The organism is Pseudoflavonifractor sp. SW1122 (genome assembly GCF_012027765.1).
Lineage (GTDB): Bacteria > Bacillota > Clostridia > Oscillospirales > Oscillospiraceae > Enterenecus > Enterenecus faecium.
Genome location: NZ_SJOS01000028.1, coordinates 1 through 23133, shown reverse-complemented (window position 1 = coordinate 23133; position 23133 = coordinate 1). Strand labels below are relative to the sequence as shown.

At 61.4% G+C, this 23133-nt stretch carries 16 protein-coding genes; 7 read left to right on the top strand and 9 right to left on the bottom strand.

Annotated elements, in window-relative coordinates:
* Positions 1-104: 104 nt before the first annotated feature.
* Together rpoC and rpoB are read right to left on the bottom strand one after the other, a co-directional pair.
* Entirely contained in the window at positions 105-3980 is a 3876-nt protein-coding gene (rpoC, locus tag E0L15_RS07890; protein ID WP_168125169.1) for a DNA-directed RNA polymerase subunit beta', read from the bottom strand.
* Between the two features lie 18 nt (positions 3981-3998).
* Positions 3999-7751, bottom strand: a complete 3753-nt coding sequence (gene rpoB / locus E0L15_RS07885) for a DNA-directed RNA polymerase subunit beta (protein ID WP_168125168.1) — start codon at positions 7749-7751, stop codon at positions 3999-4001.
* Between the two features lie 379 nt (positions 7752-8130).
* Here rpoB and E0L15_RS07880 point away from each other — a divergent pair, with 379 nt between their 5' ends.
* The 6 genes from E0L15_RS07880 (at position 8131) to E0L15_RS07855 (ending at position 12784) form a co-directional block, all read left to right on the top strand.
* Entirely contained in the window at positions 8131-9729 is a 1599-nt protein-coding gene (locus E0L15_RS07880; RefSeq protein WP_168125167.1) for an ATP-binding cassette domain-containing protein, read from the top strand.
* Positions 9722-10000, top strand: coding sequence for a DUF1294 domain-containing protein (locus tag E0L15_RS07875; protein WP_168125166.1), 279 nt, complete (start codon positions 9722-9724; stop codon positions 9998-10000). Before E0L15_RS07880 ends, E0L15_RS07875 begins: the two co-directional genes overlap by 8 nt.
* Before the next feature lie 140 nt (positions 10001-10140).
* Positions 10141-10431: a hypothetical protein gene (locus E0L15_RS07870; protein ID WP_168125165.1), complete on the top strand. Its 291-nt coding sequence runs from the start codon at positions 10141-10143 to the stop codon at positions 10429-10431.
* A gap of 25 nt (positions 10432-10456) precedes the next feature.
* Positions 10457-11833: an SH3 domain-containing protein gene (locus E0L15_RS07865; protein WP_087231572.1), complete on the top strand. Its 1377-nt coding sequence runs from the start codon at positions 10457-10459 to the stop codon at positions 11831-11833.
* A 332-nt stretch (positions 11834-12165) separates the two neighbouring features.
* A complete protein-coding gene (locus E0L15_RS07860; RefSeq protein WP_087231569.1) occupies positions 12166-12417 on the top strand; it encodes an IreB family regulatory phosphoprotein in 252 nt (83 codons plus the stop codon).
* Between the two features lie 85 nt (positions 12418-12502).
* Positions 12503-12784, top strand: a complete 282-nt coding sequence (locus E0L15_RS07855; RefSeq protein WP_168125164.1) for a hypothetical protein — start codon at positions 12503-12505, stop codon at positions 12782-12784.
* Between the two features lie 52 nt (positions 12785-12836).
* Here E0L15_RS07855 and argF read toward each other — a convergent pair whose 3' ends face one another.
* The 7 genes from argF to E0L15_RS07820 form a co-directional block, all read right to left on the bottom strand.
* Positions 12837-13748: an ornithine carbamoyltransferase gene (gene argF / locus E0L15_RS07850; protein ID WP_168125163.1), complete on the bottom strand. Its 912-nt coding sequence runs from the start codon at positions 13746-13748 to the stop codon at positions 12837-12839.
* A 25-nt stretch (positions 13749-13773) separates the two neighbouring features.
* Positions 13774-14955, bottom strand: a complete 1182-nt coding sequence (locus tag E0L15_RS07845) for an acetylornithine transaminase (RefSeq protein ID WP_168125162.1) — start codon at positions 14953-14955, stop codon at positions 13774-13776.
* Positions 14956-14969: 14 nt separating this feature from the next.
* Positions 14970-15827 (bottom strand): acetylglutamate kinase, encoded by an 858-nt coding sequence (argB, locus tag E0L15_RS07840; protein WP_168125161.1) that lies wholly within the window; start codon positions 15825-15827, stop codon positions 14970-14972.
* 20 nt (positions 15828-15847) lie between these two features.
* On the bottom strand, positions 15848-17083 hold the full coding sequence (argJ, locus tag E0L15_RS07835; protein ID WP_168125160.1) for a bifunctional glutamate N-acetyltransferase/amino-acid acetyltransferase ArgJ: 1236 nt from the start codon (positions 17081-17083) through the stop codon (positions 15848-15850).
* Positions 17084-17096: 13 nt separating this feature from the next.
* Positions 17097-18485 (bottom strand): argininosuccinate lyase, encoded by a 1389-nt coding sequence (gene argH, locus E0L15_RS07830; protein WP_168125159.1) that lies wholly within the window; start codon positions 18483-18485, stop codon positions 17097-17099.
* A gap of 532 nt (positions 18486-19017) precedes the next feature.
* Complete coding sequence (locus tag E0L15_RS07825; protein ID WP_168125158.1) at positions 19018-20232, bottom strand: argininosuccinate synthase; 1215 nt, start codon at positions 20230-20232, stop codon at positions 19018-19020.
* 211 nt (positions 20233-20443) lie between these two features.
* Positions 20444-22522 carry an ATP-dependent Clp protease ATP-binding subunit gene (locus tag E0L15_RS07820; RefSeq protein WP_243155439.1) on the bottom strand — a complete coding sequence of 693 codons (2079 nt, stop codon included), beginning with the start codon at positions 22520-22522 and terminating at the stop codon, positions 20444-20446.
* 167 nt (positions 22523-22689) lie between these two features.
* Between E0L15_RS07820 and E0L15_RS07815 the strand changes: the two genes are divergently transcribed.
* Entirely contained in the window at positions 22690-22863 is a 174-nt protein-coding gene (locus E0L15_RS07815; protein WP_087231544.1) for a 4Fe-4S binding protein, read from the top strand.
* The last annotated feature ends 270 nt before the right edge of the window (positions 22864-23133 follow it).

Here is a 23133-nt window from a genome sequence, read left to right as displayed (position 1 = left end):
TATAAGTTAGCACAGGCTAACGAGTTTGTCAAGGCCCCAGAGACAAAAAAATTCCCACCGCTGCGTGTACAGCGGTGGGAATCTTGATTGGATGGAATGGCAGCTTACTCCTCGTCGCCCTCAATGGAGATGGAGAGAATCTCGTCCTCCTCCACTTCCTCAGGGGCGTGGTCCACGGGCTCTTCGGCGTCCCGGGCGGCCTCAGCGGCGGCGTTGACCGCATCAAAGCGGCTCTCCTCCTGAGGCATCTCGTCTTCGATCTTGTCATACTTGCGGTAGGCAGCCAGACCGGAACCGGCGGGGATGAGCTTACCGATGATGACGTTCTCCTTCAGGCCCAGCAGGTGGTCCACCTTACCCTTGATGGCGGCTTCGGTGAGCACCTTGGTGGTCTCCTGGAAGGAGGCGGCGGACAGGAAGGACTCGGTGGCCAGAGAGGCCTTGGTGATACCCAGCAGCAGACGGGTGCAGGTGGGCAGGCGCAGGTCCTCGCCGGTCTCCTGCTTCTCGCCAGCGGCGATGCGGGCCTCCACGGCCTTGTAGGCGTCCTTGTACTCGATGATATCCACGGTGGAGCCGGACAGCAGGGTGGAATCCCCGGCGTCCTCCACACGCACCTTGCGCATCATCTGACGGGCGATGACCTCGATGTGCTTGTCGTTGATATCTACGCCCTGCTGACGGTAGGGCTTCTGAACTTCCTGAATGAGGTAGTTGTGAACGGCGTCCACACCACGTACCCGCAGCACGTCGTGGGGGGACAGAGCACCGTCGGTGAGCTCCTGACCCTTGACCACACGGTCTCCGGCCTTGACCCGGATACCAGCGCTGTAGGGGATGGCGTAGGTGACCACCTCGCCGTCGTCGGCGGTGATGGTGACGTTGCACAGGGTGGCACGCTTGGCCTCCTCCATGGAGACGGTGCCGGAGATCTCGGCCAGCTGGGCCATCTTCTTGGGCTTGCGGGCCTCGAACAGCTCTTCAACACGGGGAAGACCCTGAGTGATATCGCCGCCGGCCACGCCGCCGGTGTGGAAGGTACGCATGGTCAGCTGGGTACCAGGCTCGCCGATGGACTGAGCGGCGATGATACCAACCGCCTCGCCCTGGCCCACAGGCTCGCCGAAGGCCATGTTCATGCCGTAGCACTTGGCACACACGCCGTTGCGGGCCTCACAGGTGAGCACGGAGCGCACCCGGATGGATACCTTGCGGTCTGGATCGCCCTCGGCCTCGGCCTGCTCTCGCAGCTTGGCCTCGATGAGCTTGGCCTGGTCGGCGCTGACCATCTCGTGGTGGCCCACCAGGACCTCGCCGGTGCGGAAGTCCTTGAAGTCCTCGCACAGGTAGCGGCCACGCAGACGCTCGTTGAGGGGCTCGATGACCTGGCCGTTCTCGCTGATCTCGAACACGGTGATACCATCGTGGGTACCACAGTCCTCCTCCCGGATGATAACTTCCTGGGAGACGTCCACCAGACGGCGGGTCAGGTAACCAGAGTCGGCGGTACGCAGAGCGGTATCGGCCATGCCCTTTCGAGCGCCTCTGGAGGAGATGAAGTATTCCAACACGGACAGACCTTCACGGAAGTTGGCCTTGATGGGGATCTCGATGGTACGGCCGGAGGTATCGGCCATCAGACCACGCATACCAGCCAGCTGACGAATCTGAGCGGCAGAACCACGGGCGCCGGAGTCGGCCATCATGAAGATGGGGTTGTAGCGGTCCATACCCTTTTGCAGGGCGTCGGACACGTCGGCAGTGGTCTTCTCCCAGGCGGACACCACCAAGCGGTACCGCTCCTCGTTGGTGAGGAAGCCGCGCTTGTACTGGTTCTCGATCTTCACAACTTCCTTCTCGGTGTTGGCGATCAGTTCCTTCTTCTGGGGAGGCACGGTCATGTCGGCGATGGCCACGGTCAGAGAGCCGCGGGTGGAGAACTTATAGCCACGGGCCTTGATGATGTCCAGCACAGTGGCGGACACGGTGAAGCCGTGCTTGGCAATGCAGCTGTCCACGATCTTGCCCAGCTGCTTCTTGCCGCAGACAAAGTTGATTTCAGGATCAAAGGCCTTCTCGGGGTCGTTGCGGTCCACAAAGCCCAGGTCCTGGGGAATGCCCTCGTTGAAGATCAGGCGGCCCACGGTGGTGCGCACCATCTTCTCCTGGGTCACGCCGTCCAGCTCGGCGGTGCGGCGCACCAGGATGGGCTCGTGGAGGTCCAGCTCGCCCTCGTCGTAGGCCAGCTTGGCGGCCTGGTCGTTCTCGAAGGTCTGGTAGACCTCGCGGGCCTTGCCGTCCACAGCCTCAGCGCAGAGGGCGGGGGTGGTACGGTACCAGCGGCCCAGCTCCTCGTCCCGCACCCAGATGCGGTCGTTGATGCCCACCTCGCCCCGCTCCAGAGCGGCAGCGGCGTCGGCGGTGGTCTCATAGGCACAGTCGGGATCGTGCTCGGGGTCCTTCTCGTAGGTCAGGTAGTAGGAGCCCAACACCATGTCCTGGGTGGGCACGGCCACGGCGCCGCCGTCGGAGGGCTTCAACAGGTTGTTGGCAGCCAGCATCAGGATGCGGGCCTCAGCCTGAGCCTCAGCGGACAGGGGCACGTGGATAGCCATCTGGTCGCCGTCGAAGTCGGCGTTAAAGGCGGTACACACCAGGGGGTGGAGCTTCATGGCGCGGCCTTCCACCAGCACCGGCTCGAAGGCCTGGATGCCCAGACGGTGGAGGGTAGGAGCACGGTTGAGCATGACGGGGTGCTCCTTGATGACAAACTCCAAAGCGTCCCACACGGCGGGAGAGGCCTTATCCACCATCTTCTTGGCGGACTTGATGTTGTTGGCGTGGCCGTCCTCCACCAGCTTCTTCATCACGAAGGGGCGGAACAGCTCGATGGCCATCTCCTTGGGCACGCCGCACTGGTAGATCTTCAGCTCAGGGCCAACCACGATAACGGAACGGCCGGAGTAGTCCACACGCTTACCCAGCAGGTTCTGACGGAAACGGCCCTGCTTACCCTTGAGCAGGTCGGACAAGGACTTCAGAGCCCGGTTGTTGGCGCCGGTGACGGCACGGCCGCGGCGGCCGTTGTCAATGAGGGCGTCCACAGCCTCCTGGAGCATGCGCTTTTCGTTGCGTACGATGATGTCAGGGGCGTTGAGCTGGATCAGGCGCTTGAGACGGTTGTTCCGGTTGATGACACGACGGTAGAGGTCGTTCAGGTCGGAGGTGGCGAAGCGGCCGCCGTCCAGCTGCACCATGGGACGCAGCTCGGGGGGGATGACGGGCAGCACGTCGATGATCATCCACTCGGGCTTGTTGCCGGACAGACGGAAGGCGTCCACCACTTCCAGACGCTTGACGATCTTGGCCTTCTTCTGGCCGGTGGCGTCCTTGAGCTGGGCCCGCAGGGTCTCGGACAGCTGCTCCAGATCCAGGTCTTGCAGCAGCTTCTTGACGGCCTCAGCGCCCATGCCAGCCTGGAAGTCGTCCTCGTAGTACTCCCGCAGCTTGCGGTACTCGGCGTCGGACAGAATCTGATTCTTGGTCAGATGGGTGTAGTCGGGGCCGGGATCGGTGACGATATAGGAGGCGAAGTACAGCACCTTCTCCAGGATGCGGGGGCTGATATCCAGCAGCAGGCCCATCCGGGAGGGGATGCCCTTAAAGTACCAGATGTGGGACACGGGGGCGGCCAGCTCAATGTGGCCCATGCGCTCACGGCGCACCTTGGCCCGGGTGACCTCCACGCCGCAGCGGTCACACACCTTGCCCTTGAAACGAATCTTCTTATACTTTCCGCAGTGGCACTCCCAGTCCTTGGTTGGACCAAAGATGCGCTCGCAGAACAGACCGTCCCGCTCCGGCTTCAGGGTGCGGTAGTTGATGGTCTCAGGCTTCTTGACCTCGCCGTAGGACCACTCCCGGATCTGCTCTGGGGAGGCGATGCCAATGCGGATGGCGTTAAATTCAGCGTAGCTCATTACCTCAACCTCCCTTTCTTAGTCTTCATCGCCGTAGGAGTCATCCCGGTCGGCGGTATCATTCTCATTGATGGCCACGGACAGATCGTCGTCGTCGCTGGTCTCCTTCATGGTAAAGCCAGCCTGGGCGAAGTCACTCTCGCTGCCATAATCCTGGTAGCGGTCGTAATCCTCCTTGAAGCGGCCGGGCTGATAGGTATCCTCGTCCTCGTCCTTGAGCTCGATCTGGTTGCCGTGCTCGTCCAGGACCTGGATGTCCAGACACAGGGCCTGGAGCTCCTTGACCAGAACCTTGAAGGACTCGGGCACGCCGGGCTTGGGCACGTTGAAGCCCTTGACAATGGACTCGTAGGTGCGCACACGTCCGGTGACGTCGTCGGACTTGACGGTGAGGATCTCCTGCAGGGTGTAGGCAGCGCCGTAAGCCTCCAGAGCCCACACCTCCATCTCGCCGAAGCGCTGGCCGCCGAACTGGGCCTTGCCGCCCAAGGGCTGCTGGGTGACCAGGGAGTAGGGGCCGGTGGAACGGGCGTGGATCTTATCGTCCACCAGGTGGTGCAGCTTGAGGAAGTACACATAGCCCACGGTGACGGGGTTGTCAAACCGCTCGCCGGTACGACCGTCGTACAGCCAGCTCTTGCCGTCCCGGCGCAGGCCAGCCAGCTCCAGGGTATCGGCAATGTCCTTCTCGTCGGCGCCGTTGAAGATGGGGGTGGCCACCTTCCAGCCCAGAGCCTTGGCAGCGTAGCCCAGGTGGACCTCCAGCACCTGACCGATGTTCATTCGGGAAGGCACGCCCAGGGGGTTCAGCACGATGTCCAGGGGGGTGCCGTCGGGCAGGAAGGGCATATCCTCCTGGGGCAGGATGCGGGACACAACACCCTTGTTACCGTGACGACCGGCCATCTTATCGCCCACGCTGATCTTACGCTTCTGGGCGATGTAGACGCGGACCACCTGGTTGACGCCGGGCGCCAGCTCGGCGCCCTCTTCCCGGGTGAACACCTTCACGTCCACGATGATGCCGCACTCGCCGTGGGGCACCTTCAGGGAGGTGTCACGGGTCTCGTGGGCCTTCTCGCCGAAGATGGCCCGCAGCAGGCGCTCCTCGGCGGTCATCTCGGTCTCGCCCTTGGGGGTGACCTTACCCACCAGGTAGTCGCCGGCGTGGACCTCGGCGCCCACGCGGATGATGCCGCGCTCGTCCAGGTCCTTCAGGGCGTCCTCGCCCACGTTGGTGATATCACGGGTGATCTCCTCGGGGCCCAGCTTGGTGTCACGGGCCTCGGTCTCATATTCCTCAATGTGGATGGAGGTGAATACGTCCTCCTTCACCATCCGCTCGTTGAGCAGAATGGCGTCCTCGTAGTTGTAACCTTCCCAGGTCATAAAGCCCATGAGGATGTTCTTACCCAGGGCGATCTCGCCGTCGCAGGTGGAGGGGCCGTCGGCCAGGGTGTCCCGGGCCTTCACCCGATCGCCCACGGAGACGATGGGACGCTGGTTGATGCAGGTGCCGTGGTTGGAGCGCAGGAACTTGGTGAGCTTGTAGGTCTTGGTCTCACCGGCGTCGTAGCGCACAGTGATGGCGGTGGCGTCCACCTTGGTGACCACACCGTCGCCCTCGGCCAGCACAACCACCTCGGAGTCCTGGCAGTTCTTGTACTCCTGACCGGTGGCCACGATGGGGGCCTGGGTGGTCAGCAGAGGCACGGCCTGACGCTGCATGTTTGCACCCATCAGAGCACGGTTGGCGTCGTCGTTTTGCAGGAAGGGAATCATGGCGGTAGCCACGGACACCATCATCTTGGGGGACACGTCCACGTAGTCCACCTGGTTGAAGTCCACCTCGATGATCTCGTTGCGGTGACGGCAGGCCACACGGCGGTTGAGGAAGGTGCCATCCTCACCCACGGGCTCGGTGGCCTGGGCCACGTTGAACTCGTCCTCCACATCGGCGGTCATGTATTCCACCTGGTCGGTGACACGGGCGGCCACGCACTTGCCGTTCTCGTCATAGATGCGCTCCACCTTACGGTAGGGGGCCTCGATGAAGCCGTAGCGGTTGATGCGGGCGTAGGAAGCCAGGTAGGAGATCAGGCCGATGTTGGGACCTTCGGGGGTCTCGATGGGGCACAGACGGCCATAGTGGCTGTAGTGAACGTCTCGCACGTCGAAGGAGGCGCGGTCACGGCTCAGACCGCCGGGGCCCAGAGCGGACAGACGGCGCTTGTGGGTCAGCTCGGCCAGAGGGTTGGTCTGGTCCATGAACTGAGACAGGGGGCTGGACCCGAAGAACTCCTTGATGGCGGCGGTGACGGGACGGATGTTGATGAGGGACTGGGGGGTGACGATGTCCAGGTCCTGGATGGTCATGCGCTCCCGAATCACTCGCTCCATGCGGGTGAAGCCGATGCGGAACTGGTTCTGCAGCAGCTCGCCCACGCAGCGCAGGCGACGGTTGCCCAGGTGGTCGATGTCGTCGGGGGTGCCCACGCCAAAGGCCAGGCAGTTGAGGTAGTTGATGGTGGCCATCATGTCATCCACAATGATGTGGTTGGGGATGAGGTCGGTGATGCGCTCCCGGATCAGGTCGGCGAAGTCCTCCTGAGAGAGGCCCTCGGCATCCCGCTTCTCCAGCAGCTCCTTGAGCACCACAAAGCGCACCTTCTCGGACACGCCCACGGTCTCGGGGTCGAAGTCCACGAAGTCGGCCATGTTGACCATGCCGTTGGAGAACACCTTGACGATATGGGTGCCGGTGTGCAGGTCCTCCACCTCCACAAAGGCCTCGTTGACGCCCAGGCGGTCCAGCTCCATGGCCCGCTCACGGGTGAGCACCTCGCCGGCCTCGGCCACGATCTCGCCGGTGGAGGGGTCGGCCACGGGGGCAGCCAGCTTCTGGCCGGACAGACGGGTCCACATGGTCAGCTTCTTGTTGAACTTGTAGCGGCCCACGGCGGACAGGTCGTAGCGGCGGGGGTCGAAGAACAGCGCATTGAGCAGGCTCTCGGCGGAGTCCACCGTGGGGGGCTCGCCGGGCCGCATCTTGCGGTAGATCTCCAGCAGGGCCTCCTCATAGGTCTTGCAGGAATCCTTCTCCAGGGTGGCCAGGATGCGGGGGTCCTCGCCGAACATGTCCAGAATCTCGGCGTCGGTCTTGGGACCTACAGCACGGATGAGGCACGTAATGGGCAGCTTGCGGTTTTTGTCGATACGCACATAGAACACATCGGACAGGTCGGTCTCATACTCCAGCCAGGCGCCGCGATAGGGAATCACGGTGGAGGCGTAGGTGATGTTGTCGGCCTTGTCGGCGTTCTTGGCGTAGTACACGCCGGGAGAACGCACGATCTGGGAGACGATAACACGCTCAGCGCCGTTGATGACGAAGGTGCCGGCATCGGTCATCAGGGGGAAATCGCCCATGAAGATTTCCTGCTCCTTGATCTCGCCCGTCTCCTTGTTGCGCAGACGCACCTGCACCTTAATGGGGGCGGCATAGGTGGCGTCCTGGGCTTTGCACTCTTCAATGGTGTACTTGGGGGGGTCGTCCATGGAGAAGCCGATAAAGCTCAGCTCCAGGTTCCCGGCATAGTCGGTGATGGCCTCCACGTCGTTGAACACTTCCTGCAGCCCGGTCTCAAAGAACCACTTGTAGGAAGACTTCTGGATCTCCAACAGGTAGGGCATCTCCAGAATCTCCTCGCTGCGGGCGAAGCTCTTGCGCAAGGTCTTGCCGTAATAGACGTCTTTGACCGCTCTTGCCATTTGCTGATCACGCTCCACTTCGTAAGAATTTTGCAGGTGGACGCAGTTGCGCACACCCGGGGTTGTTGTCACAATCGGAAAATTCGCTCTTGCATTTCCTGGTATGGTCTGGTATACTGTGCTTAGCCTGGGGGAGTATTCTCCGGGCTTTGGACCATATGTTAAAAGCAATTAATGATACCATAGGATTGCGCATCTGTCAAGGGCTGACACATGAACAAAAGCCACAAGCGGGGAGAAATCCCCGCTTGTTTTTTGTCTCTTTTCCCCGATTCCCTCCGGAATCCCTTAAAATTCACTCTACCATTTTCCCGTTACATATGGTAGGATGTAGAGGAGTATGTCTACAAACCATTGAATCACCATAAAGGAGTCCCACATGATTACTGTTTCTGATCTGTCCCTGAGCTATCAGGGCGCCCCCCTGTTCTCCCACGTGGACCTGCAGTTCACCCGGGGCAACTGCTACGGCATCATCGGCGCCAACGGCGCTGGTAAATCCACCTTTCTGAAAATCCTCTCCGGCCAGCTGGAGCCCACCAGCGGCTCGGTGTCCATCCTGCCCAAGGTGCGCATGTCCGTGCTGAAGCAGGACCAGAACGCCTATGACGCCTACACCGTGCTGGACACGGTCATCATGGGCAACCAGACCCTGTACGAGATTGGCCGGGAGATGAACGCCCTCTACGAGAAGGAGGACTTCACCGACGAGGACGGCCTGCGGGCTGCCGACCTCCAGGCAGAGTACGCTGAGATGGGCGGCTACGAGGCCGAGTCCGACGCCAGCCGCATTCTCCAGGGCCTGGGCATTGGGGTGGACCTGCACGACTACAACATGGAGACCCTGGACGCCCGTCTCAAGGTGAAGGTACTGCTGGCTCAGGCCCTGTTCGGCAACCCCGACATCCTGCTGCTGGACGAGCCCACCAACAACCTGGACATTGCTGCCGTGGAGTGGCTCAACGACTTCCTGCTGGACTACGACGGCACCGTCATCGTGGTCAGCCACGACCGTCACTTCCTCAACACCGTGTGCACCCACATCGTGGACATCGACTACAACCAGATCAAGATGTACGTGGGCAACTACGACTTCTGGTATGAGTCCTCCCAGCTGGTGCAAAACCTCATCAAGCAGCAGAACAAGCGCAACGAGGACAAGATCAAGGAACTCCAGGAGTTTATCTCCCGGTTCTCCGCCAACAAGTCCAAGTCCAAGCAGGCCACTGCCCGCCGCAAGCTGCTGGACAAGCTCACCGTCCAGGAGCTGCCCGCCTCCTCCCGCCGCTATCCCTGGGTGGGCTTCTCCCCCGACCGGGAAGTGGGCAAGGACATCCTCTTTGTCACCGACGTGTCCAAGACCGTGGACGGGGTGAAGGTGCTGGACAAGGTGTCCTTCATCGTGGGCCACGGGGACAAGATCGCCTTTGTGGGCGACAACGAAAACGCCCACACTGCCCTCTTTAAGATTCTCACCGGCGAGTGGGAGCCCGATGAGGGCACCGTGAAGTGGGGCCAGACCGCCACCTTCTCCTACTTCCCCAAGGACAACTCCCCCTTCTTCAACGACTGTGACCTGAACATCCTGGACTGGATGCGCCAGTTCTCCGAGGACCAGCACGAGAGCTACCTCCGAGGCTTCCTGGGCCGGATGCTCTTCTCCGGGGACGACATCTTCAAGCCCGTGAAGGTGCTCTCCGGTGGTGAGAAGGTGCGGTGCATGCTCTCCCGGATGATGCTGTCCGGATCCAACGTGCTGCTGCTGGACCAGCCCACCAACCACCTGGACCTGGAGTCCATCGCCGCTTTGAACAACGGCCTGGAGTCCGTCAAGTGCAACGTGCTGGTGTCCTCCCACGACCACCAGCTGGTGCAGACCGTGGCCAACCGGATCTTCGACTTCACCCCCGACGGCAAGCTCATTGACAAGCGTATGAGCTATGAGGACTACCTGGAGTCTCAGCTCCACCATGACTAAGCCTGTCTACTTGGTGCTGGTGTGGCTGGGGGTACTCTCCGCCTTCACCCTGCTCCTCTTCGGCTGGGACAAGCTCATGGCCAAGCTGGGCCGCCGTCGCATTCCCGAGGCCTCCCTCCTCTTTGCCTGTCTGGCGGGCGGAGCCGTGGGGGGGCTTACGGGCATGTACCTGTTTCACCACAAAATCCGAAAGCCCAAGTTCTATGTGACGGTTCCCCTGCTGGTTATTCTGGATGCGGTGCTTTTCGCCGTGGTTCTGATGCGAACTTGATAAAAGGCCCTTCTGCCCTGAAAAAAGTGGCAGGAGGGCCTTTTTCGACAATATCTATGGTTGACAAAGGGGAAACAAAGAGTTACAATAGTTACAAATTGGTTACAATGAATCTTTCGCATACTTCTAAGGAGGCTATCATGGCTGATAAATCCAGCACTCTCATGTACAAGGGACACCCCCTGCGCCGCAAGGACAACCTGATCTACTACGGGTCCATGGCGGATAAGTATATCATTATGATCCAGGTGACGAGCACCACCAAGTCCGGCGATCTGGAGATTGCCGACAAGGTCCATCTGGAGCTTCAGCTCACCGACCCCGACCTGAAGAGCCGGGACCGTGTGGTGAAGAAGTCCGATCTCCCCGATCTGTTCTCTGCCATCGACATGGGCTCCATCTGGCTGATGCGTGCCCTGTCTGGAAAATAACCAAACCAACAGGAGGCTGAAACCCATGCACAGTAAGAAGGGACTGATCAAGGTCGCCGCCATCACCGGCCTTGCATTGGTCATGACCACCGGCATTGCCATGGCTTCCATTGGCACCGGTACCGTGACGGCAGATGCCCTGCGCCTGCGCAGCCAGGCCAACACCAACTCCAGCATTCTCACCCTGGCCCCCCACAACAGCGTCGTCACCCTCCTGGAGGAGTTGGACGGCTGGTACAAGGTCTCTTACGGCGATCAGGTGGGCTACATGTCCGCCGACTGGCTGGATGTGACCCTCACCGGCAGCGAGGCTGTGGTGGGTCAGTGCACCGTCACCGCCGACGCCCTCCATGTCCGCTCTGGCGCCGGCACTGGCTACGCCAGCAAGGGTCTGGTGTACAAGGGCACCACTCTGATCATCCAGGAGGACTGCGGCAACGGCTGGTATAAGATCACCGGCGCTGGCTACTCCGGCTACGTGTCCGCCGAGTGGGTGAAGGTGTCCGGCAGCTCCGGCGGCTCCGACTCCGGCAGCTCCAACCCCATTGGCACCGGCACCGTCAACACCGCCTGCCTGAATGTGCGCTCCGGCGCTGGCACCGGCTATTCCCGTGTGGGCTACCTGTACAATGGTAACTCCGTGTCCATTTTGGCCGACTGCGGCAATGGCTGGTACAAGATCTCCTACGGCAGCGGCAGCGCCTTTGTCTGCGCTGAGTACATCACCTGGAATGACGGCAACTCCGGCAATTCCGGCGGCTCCGACTCCGGCAGCAGCGACACCCAGTCCATCGGCACCATCACCGCCGATGCCCTGAACGTGCGCTCCGGTGCTGGCACCGGCTACTCCCGTCTGGGCCTGCTGTACAAGGGCAACTCTGTGACCATCCTGGGCAGCAGCAACGGCTGGTACAAGATCTCCTACAAGAACGGCGTGGGCTATGTCAGCGCTGAGTACGTCTCCATCAAGGATGGCGGCAACAATGACGGCGGCAACAGCTCCACCTCCTCCATCGGAGAGCAGGCTGTGGCCCTGGCCAAGCAGCAGCTGGGCAAGCCCTACGTATACGGCGCAGCCGGCCCCAACAGTTTCGACTGCTCCGGCCTGTTCTACTACGTGTTCAACCAGCTGGGCGTGTCCATCGCCCGTGGCTCTTCCAGCCAGTACTACAACAGCGGTCGTTTCGTCTCCGTGGACGAGATGCAGCCCGGCGACTTGGTGTACATCTTCGACTCCAAGTATGACTACTCCGGCGGCACCCTGCCCACCACCCACGTGCTGATGTACATCGGCGACAACACTGTGCTCCACGCCTCTACCACCAGCAACACCGTGCGCACCGACACCCTCTTCGGCGGCTATTACGGCAACTACGTGGTGGCAGTCAAGCGTATGGGCTGACGCTTCACGAAAATGCGAGCATTTTCGTGAGAGAGTTGCAGTCCGCTGCATCGCACTCGCTTGCGCTCGCACGTTTGCGGCCTGAGAAGTGTATTTTCCCATGCACATGTCCTGGGAAAATACGAAATCTCAATTTATTCCGTCACCTGCGGGCGACGGAACTCTGCGAGGCTTTTTACACAAAAAGCGTTTTCAAGTTATTTCCCGTGGCAATCCATTTCCTGGGTTGCCACGGGTTTTTTCCTCCTCCCTCTTTACAATTCGCCCCGTTTGGGGTACAATACTTTCATCCGATGAATCGGATTGGAAGATTTTTATCGGGGGTGCTCCCAATGAATGATATTGATTATACCCGCAAGTTCAGCGTCAATATGAACAAGGACGACGAGATTCACTCCATCCTCAGTTCCGTCTACGCCTCCTTGCAGGAGAAGGGCTACAATCCCATCAACCAGCTGGTGGGCTACATCCTCAGTGAAGACCCCACCTACATCACCAACCACAACAACGCCCGGGCCCTGATTCGCAAGCTGGACCGGGACGAGCTGTTGCAGACGCTGCTCAAGAGCTATTTGGGCATTTGAGCTGAGCCCTGTACGCAAACCCGCAAGAAAGGGCCACACCTTTTTTGCGGGTTTTTTCGTTGTGCCATGGCCGGGAGGTGCCACCATGAAACTGCTGCCTTACAACCACGACATGTACATTGAGCCCACCGACCCCATCACCACCCCCGGAGAGTTCTCTCACCAGCTGATTCTCCACTTCACCCAGGAGGGCAAGGGGGTCACCCTGCTGGAGCCGGGCATGGAGCCGGTGATTGAGGTGGATGGTGTGACCTACGTCTGCCGCCTGGGGGAGCCCTACCGGGCGTTTAACCCCCTGCGAGTGCCCATCCGGTCGGGCTCGCTCAGCCATCTGGGCTATCAGTGGATCTACCTCTACAAAGTATAACGCACAGCAAAACCAAAGCGGTCCTCCCATCCCCGGGAGGACCGCTTTTTCGTCATTTCATCAGCAAGTACATAACCGCCTTCTGGGCGTGGAGCCGGTTCTCCGCCTCCTCGAAGATCTCGTCGGCGTGGGCCTCGAACACCTCGGCGGTGATCTCCTCCCCCCGGTGGGCGGGCAGACAGTGCTGCACCATGCACCCAGGCTTGGCCAGAGACAGGAGCTTGTCGTCGATGCAGTACCCGGCAAAGGCACGGGCACGCTCGGCACGCTCCTCCTCCTGACCCATGGAGGCCCACACGTCGGTGATGACCACGTCGGCGTCCACCACGGCGTCCTCCGGCTTGCGGCACAGCTGGAACTTGGGCCCCTCCACGGTGGCGGCAAAGTCCAGCACCCGGGGGTCCGGGTCGTACCCCTGGGGACAGGCCACGGACACATCCATGCCGCACTTGAGGCCGCCCACGATGAGGGAGTTTGCCATGTTGTTGCCGTCCCCGATGAAGGCCATCTTCAGCCCCTCCAGCCGGGTCATCTTCTCCCGGATGGTCATCAGGTCCGCCAGCACCTGGCAGGGGTGGGCAAAATCGGTGAGGCCGTTGATGACGGGGATGGAGGCATACTTGGCCAGAGCCTCCACCTCCTCCTGGGAGTAGGTTCGAATCATGATGCCGTCGCAGTAGCGAGCCAGCACCCGGGCGGTGTCCTCAATGGGCTCGCCTCGGCCGATCTGGCTCTCCTTGCCGGAGAGGAACAGGGCGTGGCCGCCCAGCTGGTACATGCCCACCTCAAAGGAGACACGGGTGCGGGTGGAGTTCTTCTCAAAGATCATGGCCAGGGTCTTGCCCCGCAGCGCATCGTGGGGAATGCCATGCTTCTGGCTGTACTTCATCTGGTCGGCGGTGTCCAGAATCTCCTTGATGTCCTCCCCGCTCAAATCCAACAGCTTGAGTAAATCCTTTTTCATTCTTCGAACCTCCCTGGGAACCATATTATACCTTGGACAGCACGTCGTGGAACACGCTCAGGCCCTTGTCCATCTCCTCCTGGGTGATGAGCAGCGGGGGCAGGAACCGCAGCCCGGTTCCGGCGGTGAGGGTGAGCAGCCCGGCCACATTGAGCTTGGCGCACAGTTCCTTGTTGTTGTAGCCTTCCGCCACATCAATGCCGATCATCAGACCCAAGCCCCGGGTCTTACCCAGGCAGGGCAGATGCATGTCCTCAATGGACTGGCGGATATAAGCGCCCTTCTCCTTGACCTGGGCGATGGTGGCGTCGTCCAGCACCTCCAGCACGGCGCAGCCAGCGGCGGCGCTCACGGGGTTGCCACCAAAGGTGGAGCCGTGGGTGCCGGGGCCCAGGATGTTGCGGCACTTCTCGTTGACCAGGAAGCCGCCCATGGGCAGGCCCCCGGCAATGCCCTTGGCAAAGGAGCAGGCATCGGGCTGAATGCCGTACTGCTGGAAGGCAAAGAGGGTGCCGGTGCGGCCAATGCCCGTCTGTACCTCATCCACCAGCAGCAGCCAGTCCCGCTTCTCACACAGCTGGGCCAGCTGCTGGACAAATTCCTTGTCCATGGGCAGCACGCCGCCCTCGCCCTGCACCAGCTCCAGCAGCACAGCGCACACGTCGTGGCCCGCCACCTCCTGGATGGCCTCCATGGTGGGGTCGGCGCTGCGGAATCCTTCCGTGAAGGGGAAGAAATACTGGTGGAACACCTCCTGGCCGTTGGCGGCCAGGGTGGTGATGGTGCGGCCGTGGAAGGAGCGGTGGAGGGTGATGACAGTGCCTCTCCCCTTGCCGTACTTGTCAAAGGAGTACTTGCGGGCCAGCTTGATGATACCCTCGTTGCCCTCGGCACCGGAGTTGCCGAAGAAGGCGGCGGACATGCCGGACCGGGTGCACAGCTTCTCTGCCAGCTGGGCGTAGGGCTGGGTGTAGTACAGATTGGAGGCGTGGCCCAGCTTGGCCGCCTGCATGGTCACCGCCGCCAGCCACTTGGGGTGGGCGGTGCCCAGGGACAACACGCCGATGCCGGAGGCGAAGTCGATGTACTCCTTGCCCTCCAGGTCATACAGGGTGGCCCCCAGCCCGTGGTCCAGGGCGATGGGGTTGCGGCCATAGGTCTGTACCAAATATTGATGGTCCAAGTCCATCAGCTGTTGTGTGTTCATGGGTTTCTCCTCCTTCATCGCACCAGCATGGTGCCCGCTCCGTCGTCGGAGAGCAATTCGATCAAAATAGAGTGGGGAATGCGCCCGTCCAGGATGACGGTGGAGTTGACCCCTGAGCGCACCGCCTCCACGGCACAGTCGATCTTGGGGATCATGCCGCCGCTGATGATGCCGTCCTTGATGAGGCCGGGAATCTCAGACACCCCCACAGAATGGATGAGGGTGGACTCATCCTTGGGGTCTCGCAGCAGGCCCCGCACGTCGGTGAGCAGCACCAGCTTCTCCGCCCCCAGGGCCACCGCCAGCTTGGCGGCGGCGGTGTCAGCGTTGATGTTATAGGCGGTGTCTGCATCGGTGCCCAGGGCCACGGTGGACACCACAGGGATATACCCCATGGCCAGAGCATCCTGCACCGCCTTGGGGTTGACGTGGGTGATCTCCCCCACCAGGCCGTATTTTTCGTCCAGCTGCACCGCCTGGAACAGCTGGGCGTCCATACCGCACAGCCCCAGGGCCCGGCCGCCCATGCGGTTGAGGGTGGCCACCAGGTCCTTGTTCACCTTGCCGCACAGCACCTGCTGCACCACGTCCATGGTCTCCTCGTCGGTGTAGCGCAGGCCGTCCACGAATTTTCCCTCTTTACCCAGGCGTTTGAGCATCTGGTTAATTTCGGGGCCGCCCCCGTGGACCACCACCACATTTAGCCCGACCAGGGACAGGAGAATGATGTCAGAGATGACAGCTTCCCGCAGCTCCTGGGAGATCATGGCGTTGCCGCCGTATTTGACCACAATGGTCTTGCCGTTGTATTTCTGAATGTAGGGCAGAGCCTCAGCCAGTACTTGGGCCCGGTCTGCCAGTGTATAAGCCATGTTCAGCACCTTCGTTTTTATCAGGAGCGGTAATCTCCGTTGATTTTTACATACTCATAGGTCAAGTCGCAGCCCCAACAAGTGGCGTGGTCGTCTCCCTCGTGGAGGTTGACCGCAATGACCACCTCGTCCTGGCTGAGAATCTTCTTGGCCAGGTCCTCGTCAAAGTCCACCCCGGTGCCATGCTGGCACACCAGAATCTCGCCCTGGACAGAGGAGAAGGACACGTCCACATACTCGGGGCGGAAGGGGGCCTTGGAGTAGCCCATGGCGCACAGCACCCGGCCCCAGTTGGCGTCGGCGCCAAACATGGCGGCCTTCACCAGGGAGGACCCCACCACGGCCTTAGAAAGGCGCTCGGCAGCCTCCTCGCTGCGTGCCCCGGTGACGGTGCAGGTGATGAGGCGGCTGGCGCCCTCGCCGTCCCCGGCGATGGAACGGGCCATGGTCTCGCACACCTGGTACAGGGCCTTGTAGAAGAGGGTGTAGTCGTCGTCCTTCCACTCGATCTGGGTGTTCTCTGCCATGCCGTTGGCCAGCACCACACACATGTCGTTGGTGGAGGTGTCCCCGTCCACGGTGACCCGGTTGAAGGTGCGGGGCACAATGTCGTGGAGGGCGTCAGAGAGCATCTCCGAGGTGATGGCGCAGTCGGTGGTGATAAAGCACAGCATAGTGCCCATGTTGGGGTGAATCATGCCGGAGCCCTTGGCAATGGCGCCCACCGTCACCGGCTTGCCGCCGATGGTGACGGTGACGGCGATCTCCTTTTTCACCGTGTCGGTGGTCATGATGGCGTGGGCGGCGGCGTCGGAGCCCTCATAGGACAGCTCCCCGGCCACCTGGGGCATCCCCCGCTGGATGGCGGCGACGTTCAGGGTCTGGCCGATGACGCCAGTGGAGGCCACAGCGAAGTCCTGGGGCTTGAGCCCGGTGGCGTCGGCGGCCAGCTCACACATCTTCTCGGCGTTTTCGTGGCTGAGGGGGGCACAGGCGTTGGCGTTGCCGCTGTTGGCCACAATGCCCCGGCACACCCCGTCCTCCAGGTGGCCCATGGTCACATAGAGAGGGGCGGCCTTCACCCGGTTTAGGGTATAGGTGGCGGCGGCGGTACACTCGCAGTCGGACACGATCATGGCCAGGTCAGGCTTGCCTTGGGTGCCGGGCACCCCTGCATGGCTGGCCTTGACCCCGCAGTACACCCCAGCGGCCCGGAAGCCTTTGGGGGCGGTGACACCGCCGGAAATGGTTTTCATATGCAATCTCTCCTTATTGCTTTGGACTGTGGAGGGCGACAAACTCCTCCATGAGCTGAATTTGCTGGTTGACAGACTCCTCCGAGGGGCCGCCGTACACGGTGCGGCCGTTGACGCAGGTCTTGAGCTGGAGGGCCTCGTACACGTCCTCGTCAAACAGAGCGCTGATGGAGCGGAAGTCCTTCAACGGCAGGGTGTCCAGGCTCTCCCCGGACTTGATGCACATATTCACCAGGCGGCCCACAATCATATAGGCCTCCCGGAAGGGCATTCCCTTCTTCACCAGGTAGTCGGCGCAGTCGGTGGCGTTGATGAAGCCGCCGGAGGCCGCCTTGGACATGTTCTTGGGCCGCACGGTCAGGGTGTCCAGCATGGCCCCGAACACGGGCACGCACAGCTCCACGGTGTCGATGGCGTCAAACACCGGCTCCTTATCCTCCTGCATGTCCTTGTTGTAGGCCAGGGGCAGACCCTTCATCACGGTGAGCAGGGTGATGAGGGAGCCGTACACCCGCCCCGTCTTGCCCCGGACCAGCTCGGCCACGTCGGGATTCTTCTTCTGGGGCATGATGGAGGAGCCGGTGGAGTAGGCGTCGTCCAGGTCCACGAACTTGAACTCCCAGGAGCACCACAGAATGATCTCCTCGGAGAACCGGGACAGGTGCATCATGAGGATGGACAGGCTAGAGAGCAACTCAATGGCGTAGTCCCGGTCGGACACAGCGTCCATGGAGTTGTCACAGGGCTTAGTGAAGCCCAGGGCGGCAGCGGTCTGGAACCGGTCCACGGGATAGGTGGAGGTGGCCAGAGCTCCGGCGCCCAGGGGGCACTCGTCCATGCGCTCCAGGCAGTCCTCCAGCCGGGTCACATCCCGGCGCAGCATGTTGGCGTAGGCCATCATGTAGTGGCCGAAGGTGGTGGGCTGCGCCCGCTGCAAGTGGGTGTAGCCGGGCATCACCGTATGTACATTGGCCTTGGCCTTACGGATGAGCACCTTCTGCAAATCCACAATCATGTCAATGATGGTGGGAATCTGCTCCTTGACATACAGGCGGAAGTCGGTGGCCACCTGGTCGTTACGGCTGCGTCCAGTGTGCAGACGCTTGCCCGTCTGGCCGATGCGCTGGGTGAGGAGGGCCTCGATGTTCATGTGGATGTCCTCGTTGTCCAGAGAGAACTCCACCTTCTCGTCCTCGATGTCCTCCAAAATGGCCTTCAGGCCCTCCACAATCTTCTCCGCCTCGTGCTCTTCAATGATGCCCTGACGGCCCAGCATGGTGGCGTGGGCGATGGAGCCACGGATATCCTGTTCATAGAGGCGGGCGTCAAAGGTGATGGAGGAGTTGAAGTCGTTGACCTGTGTATCCGTTTCCTTCTGGAAGCGTCCTGCCCATAGTTTCATAATAACACAGCCTTTCGGAAAAATAAACCACAGCAGGGGCGGAGGATAACCGCCCCTGCGCAACATGCCAAAGAAGTCCCAAGACTTCTTTGGCGAAAGGATTGCATGACGGATGGGGTTCGATTTCTTACGAAAAAGTCACCCCACCCGTCATGAGAAGTGTCATTTCCGATGCGCATGTCCCCGGAAATGACGGGATTTCATTTTATTCCGTCACCTGCGGGTGACGGAACTCTGCGAGGCTCTATACCAAGAGAGTTTTGAGCGTCTGAGGTGAGAGCGAAAAGCCCTCCTCTACGCAAAAGGTTATTACAGCTTTCCCTGCTCCCGCAGCGCCTGCACGGTGTCGGGCAGACCCCACAGATTGATAAATCCGGTGGCGTCCCTCCCCAGCGAGCAAACTCGCCGGGGGCCCCTCGATTTCACTCAAATCGCCAGAAGTGAATTCCGGCGATTTCAATGGCCTACGGCCATTGGCGGCGCACTCGCGCCGTCTCTGGCTCCGCCAGAGCAGGACGACGCCACTCTATTATTACAGCTTGCCCTGCTCCCGCAGCGCCTGCACGGTGTCAGGCAGACCCCACAGATTGATGAATCCGGTGGCGTCGTCCTGGTTGTAGTCGCTCTCCTCAAAGGTCACCAGGTTCTCGGAATAGAGAGAACAGGGAGAGGTGACGGAAGAGGTGATGATATTGCCCTTGTACAGCTTCAGCTTCACGGTGCCGGTGACGAACTCCTGGGTCTTCACGGCGAAGGCCTGGAGGGCCTCCCGCAGGGGGGTGAACCACTTGCCGTTGTAGATGAGGTCGGCAAAGTCGATGGCCAGCTTCTGCTTCATGTGCTTGGTGTCCTTGTCGATGGTGATCATCTCCAGCACCTCGTGGGCCCGGTAGAGGATGGTGCCGCCGGGCGTCTCGTACACGCCCCGGTCCTTCATACCCACCAGACGGTTCTCCACAATGTCCAGCAGGCCGATGCCGTTGGCCCCGCCCAGCTCGTTGAGCTTGCGGATGATGTCGCTGGCCTTCATCTTCTGGCCGTCCACCGCCACGGGCCAGCCCTTCTCAAAGTCGATGGTCACATAAGTCGCCTGGTCGGGGGCCATGGCGGGGGACACGCCCATCTCCAGGAAGCCGGGCTTGTCGTACTGGGGCTCGTTGGCGGGGTCCTCCAGGTCCAGGCCCTCGTGGGACAGGTGCCACAGGTTCTTATCCTTGGAGTAGTTGGTCTCCCGGCTGATCTTCAACGGCACGTTGTGGGCCTCGGCGTAGGCGATCTCCTCTTCCCGGCCCTTGATGTCCCACTCCCGCCAGGGGGCGATGATGGTCATCTCCGGGGCAAAGCGCTTGATGGCCAGCTCGAACCGCACCTGGTCGTTGCCCTTGCCAGTGCAGCCGTGGCAGATGGCGTCGGCGCCCTCGGCCTTGGCGATCTCCACCAGACGCTTGGCGATGATGGGCCGGGCGAAGGCGGTGCCCAGCAGATAGTCCTCATACTTGGCCCCCATCATCATGGAGGGGATGATCACGTCGTCCACCATCTCGTCGGTGAGGTCCTCCACGTACAGCTTGGAGGCGCCGGTCTTGATGGCCTTCTCCTCCAGGCCGTCCAGCTCGGTGCCCTGGCCCACGTCGCCGGACACGGCGATGATCTCAGGGTTGCCGTAGTTCTCCTTCAGCCAGGGGATGATGATGGATGTATCCAAGCCGCCGGAATAGGCCAGCACTACTTTTTTCACTTCTGCCATGGTTGCATTCCTCCAATGCGTTTCTCTGTCTTAGTGAAGTAGAGTATACCCCTTCTTCTGGAAAATTGCAACCCCCATTTTGCATAACTATTCAATTGTTCCCAAAATTCTATGGGTAATATTCCACAATATCCGGGGTTTATTCACGTATATATGCATATTCATACAAAGACAGCGGGCCATCTCACTGGAGAGACGGCCCGCTGCGCATTCAGATTTGCTTTTTCTCCCGGTGGAGCACCAGCTGTTCCTCCTCCACCCCCAGGCACAGCACGTCTCCCCGCTCCAGGTCCCGGGAGAGGAGCATCTGGGCGGCGGGCTCCTCCACCCGGCGGCGCACCGAGCGGCGGATGGGACGGGCCCCCTGGTCCCGCTCCCGCTCTTCCATGGGGCTGGCCAGCAGGGACACCGCCTTCTCGTCTGCCTTGAGCCCCACCCCCAGTGCGGCCAAACGGCCCTCCAGGCCACCCAGCAGCCGCCCGGCGATGCGCTCCAAGTGGGGCTGGTCCAGGCGGTGGAAGAGCACCACCTCGTCCAGGCGGTTGAGAAATTCCGGCGGGAACTGGCGTCTGAGTTCCTCCATCACGGCCCGGGTGCGGTAGGCGTCCAGGTCTCCCCCGGCAAAGCCCATGGGGGGCGTGTGGCTGACCATGTGGCGGGCCCCCACGTTGGAGGTCATCACCACCACGGTGTTGCGGAAGTCCGTCTTTCGCCCCAGTCCGTCGGTGAGCACCCCGTCCTCCATGACCTGTAACAGGATGTTGTGCAGATCGGAGTGGGCCTTTTCCAGCTCGTCAAAGAGCACCACCGACCAGGGGCGGCGGCGCACCCGCTCGGTGAGCTGTCCCCCCTCCTCGTGGCCCACATAGCCGGGGGGCGCACCCACCAGCCGGGACACCGAGTGCTTCTCCATATACTCGGACATATCGAAACGGACAATGGCCTCCTCGCTGCCGAAGAGGGCGGCGGCCAGAGCCCGACACAGCTCGGTCTTCCCCACTCCGGTGGGGCCCAGGAAGAGGAACACCCCCACCGGGCGGTTGGGCTCCTTGAGCCCTACCCGGCTGCGGCGGATGGCGGCGGACACCGCCGCCACCGCCTGGTCCTGGCCCACCACCCGGGCCCGCAGCTCGTCCTCCAGCTCCAGCAACCGCCGGGCCTCCCCCTTGGTCACCGTCTCCACCGGGATCCCCGTCCACTGGGCCACCACCGAGGCGATGTGCTCCGGCTCCAACTGCTGGTGGGGGGCCAGTTGCTTCCGGGCCAGCTTCCGCTCCAGCTCCCCCCGGAAGTCCCACTCGGCATCCCGGAGCATGGCGGCCCGCTCGTAATTCTGCTCCGCTGCGGCTGCCCGCCGCTCCCGGGCGGCCTGTTCAATGCGGCCCATGAGGCCCCGCAGGGAGTGGGGCACTTCCCCCTGCATCCGCAGCTTGGCCGCCCCCTCGTCCATGAGGTCAATGGCCTTGTCCGGCAGGAAGCGGTCGGGGAGGTAGCGCCGGGACAGCTCCACCGCCGCCTGAAGGGCCCGGTCAGTGATGACAATGCCGTGGTGGGCCTCATACCGGGGGCGGATTCCCTTCAAAATCTCCAGGGTCTGCTCCGGGGTGGGCTCCCCCACCCGCACGGGCTGGAACCGCCGCTCCAGGGCGGAGTCCTTCTCGATATACTTCCGGTACTCCTCCAGAGTGGTGGCTCCCACCACCTGGATTTCACCCCGCCCTAAGGCGGGCTTTAAAATGTTGGCGGCGTCAATGGCCCCTTCCGCCGAGCCCGCGCCCACAATGTTGTGCAGCTCGTCCAAAAAGAGGATGACGTTGCCCGCCCGGTGTACCTCCGCCAGGATTTGGTTCACCCGATCTTCAAATTCACCCCGGTACTTGGTGCCCGCCACCATGGACACCAGGTCCAGGGACAAAAGTCGCTTGCCCCGCAGCACCGGGGGCACCTGTCCGGAAGCCATGCGCATAGCCAGGCCCTCAGCCACAGCGGTTTTGCCCACCCCTGGCTCTCCCACCAGGGCGGGGTTATTTTTGGTGCGCCGGGAGAGGATCTGCACCACCCGGCCCACCTCCTCGTCCCGTCCAATGAGAGGGTCCAGGGCACCCATGGCCGCCAGACGGGTGAGGTCCCGGGAGTAGCGGTCGGTGAGCTTGGTCTCCCCACCCTCCCGCACTCTGGCCCGTTCCGCCCGGGTGGCTTGCATCTCTCCGCCCCACCCCGCAGAATCCCGGGGCAGGCCGCCCTTCTTCCCCACTGGGGAACGTTCCTTCCATTTCTTCCTGTCTTCCATGGAATCCCTCCTGTCTTCCCTCCAATCATGGGTTGCTTTTCCCCAGTTTATACCCCTGTGGCCAGATTTTTCTCCCTCGTCCATTTCCCAAAATTCCTTGTTGCATTTTTCGCCAGTTATGCTACAATGAGAATGGTTCTAACTCTAATGATGGAGGTGTATTTTACATGGCACATGCAATCAATGACACCTGCGTGTCCTGCGGCTCCTGCGAGTCCGCTTGCCCCGTGGGCGCTATTTCCATGGGTGACGATCACATGCAGATCGACGCTGGTACTTGCATCGACTGCGGCGCTTGCGCCGGCACCTGCCCCGTGGGCGCCATCGCTCCCGCCGACTAATTTCAGTCTGCAAAAAAGTAGGCCGCACAGCTTTGGCTGTGCGGCCTATTTTTTCGAAAAAATGCCAGCATTTTTTCGAGGGGATGCAGCCCGCTGCATGCATAATTGGGTCAAAGGGCGACCCAATTCCACACTGGCGGGCTGAGAAGTGTTTTTCCCGAGGCGCATGTCCCCGGAAAAAACAGATTTCATTTTATTTCCCCGCCCCTCAGGGCGGGGAAACTCTGCCGAGGGCTTTTATCATTCAAAAGAAAATCTGCTGTTTCAACC

Coding starts and splice junctions, on each gene's coding strand:
- E0L15_RS07865 (WP_087231572.1), top strand. CDS start 10,457: ATGCACAGTAAGAAGGGACTGATCAAGGTCGCCGCCATCACCGGCCTT.
- E0L15_RS07845 (WP_168125162.1), bottom strand. CDS start 14,955: ATGAACACACAACAGCTGATGGACTTGGACCATCAATATTTGGTACAG.
- E0L15_RS07875 (WP_168125166.1), top strand. CDS start 9,722: ATGACTAAGCCTGTCTACTTGGTGCTGGTGTGGCTGGGGGTACTCTCC.
- argB (WP_168125161.1), bottom strand. CDS start 15,827: ATGGCTTATACACTGGCAGACCGGGCCCAAGTACTGGCTGAGGCTCTG.
- E0L15_RS07870 (WP_168125165.1), top strand. CDS start 10,141: ATGGCTGATAAATCCAGCACTCTCATGTACAAGGGACACCCCCTGCGC.
- rpoC (WP_168125169.1), bottom strand. CDS start 3,980: ATGAGCTACGCTGAATTTAACGCCATCCGCATTGGCATCGCCTCCCCA.
- E0L15_RS07820 (WP_243155439.1), bottom strand. CDS start 22,522: ATGGAAGACAGGAAGAAATGGAAGGAACGTTCCCCAGTGGGGAAGAAG.
- E0L15_RS07855 (WP_168125164.1), top strand. CDS start 12,503: ATGAAACTGCTGCCTTACAACCACGACATGTACATTGAGCCCACCGAC.
- E0L15_RS07815 (WP_087231544.1), top strand. CDS start 22,690: ATGGCACATGCAATCAATGACACCTGCGTGTCCTGCGGCTCCTGCGAG.
- E0L15_RS07860 (WP_087231569.1), top strand. CDS start 12,166: ATGAATGATATTGATTATACCCGCAAGTTCAGCGTCAATATGAACAAG.
- argJ (WP_168125160.1), bottom strand. CDS start 17,083: ATGAAAACCATTTCCGGCGGTGTCACCGCCCCCAAAGGCTTCCGGGCC.
- E0L15_RS07880 (WP_168125167.1), top strand. CDS start 8,131: ATGATTACTGTTTCTGATCTGTCCCTGAGCTATCAGGGCGCCCCCCTG.
- argF (WP_168125163.1), bottom strand. CDS start 13,748: ATGAAAAAGGATTTACTCAAGCTGTTGGATTTGAGCGGGGAGGACATC.
- rpoB (WP_168125168.1), bottom strand. CDS start 7,751: ATGGCAAGAGCGGTCAAAGACGTCTATTACGGCAAGACCTTGCGCAAG.
- E0L15_RS07825 (WP_168125158.1), bottom strand. CDS start 20,232: ATGGCAGAAGTGAAAAAAGTAGTGCTGGCCTATTCCGGCGGCTTGGAT.
- argH (WP_168125159.1), bottom strand. CDS start 18,485: ATGAAACTATGGGCAGGACGCTTCCAGAAGGAAACGGATACACAGGTC.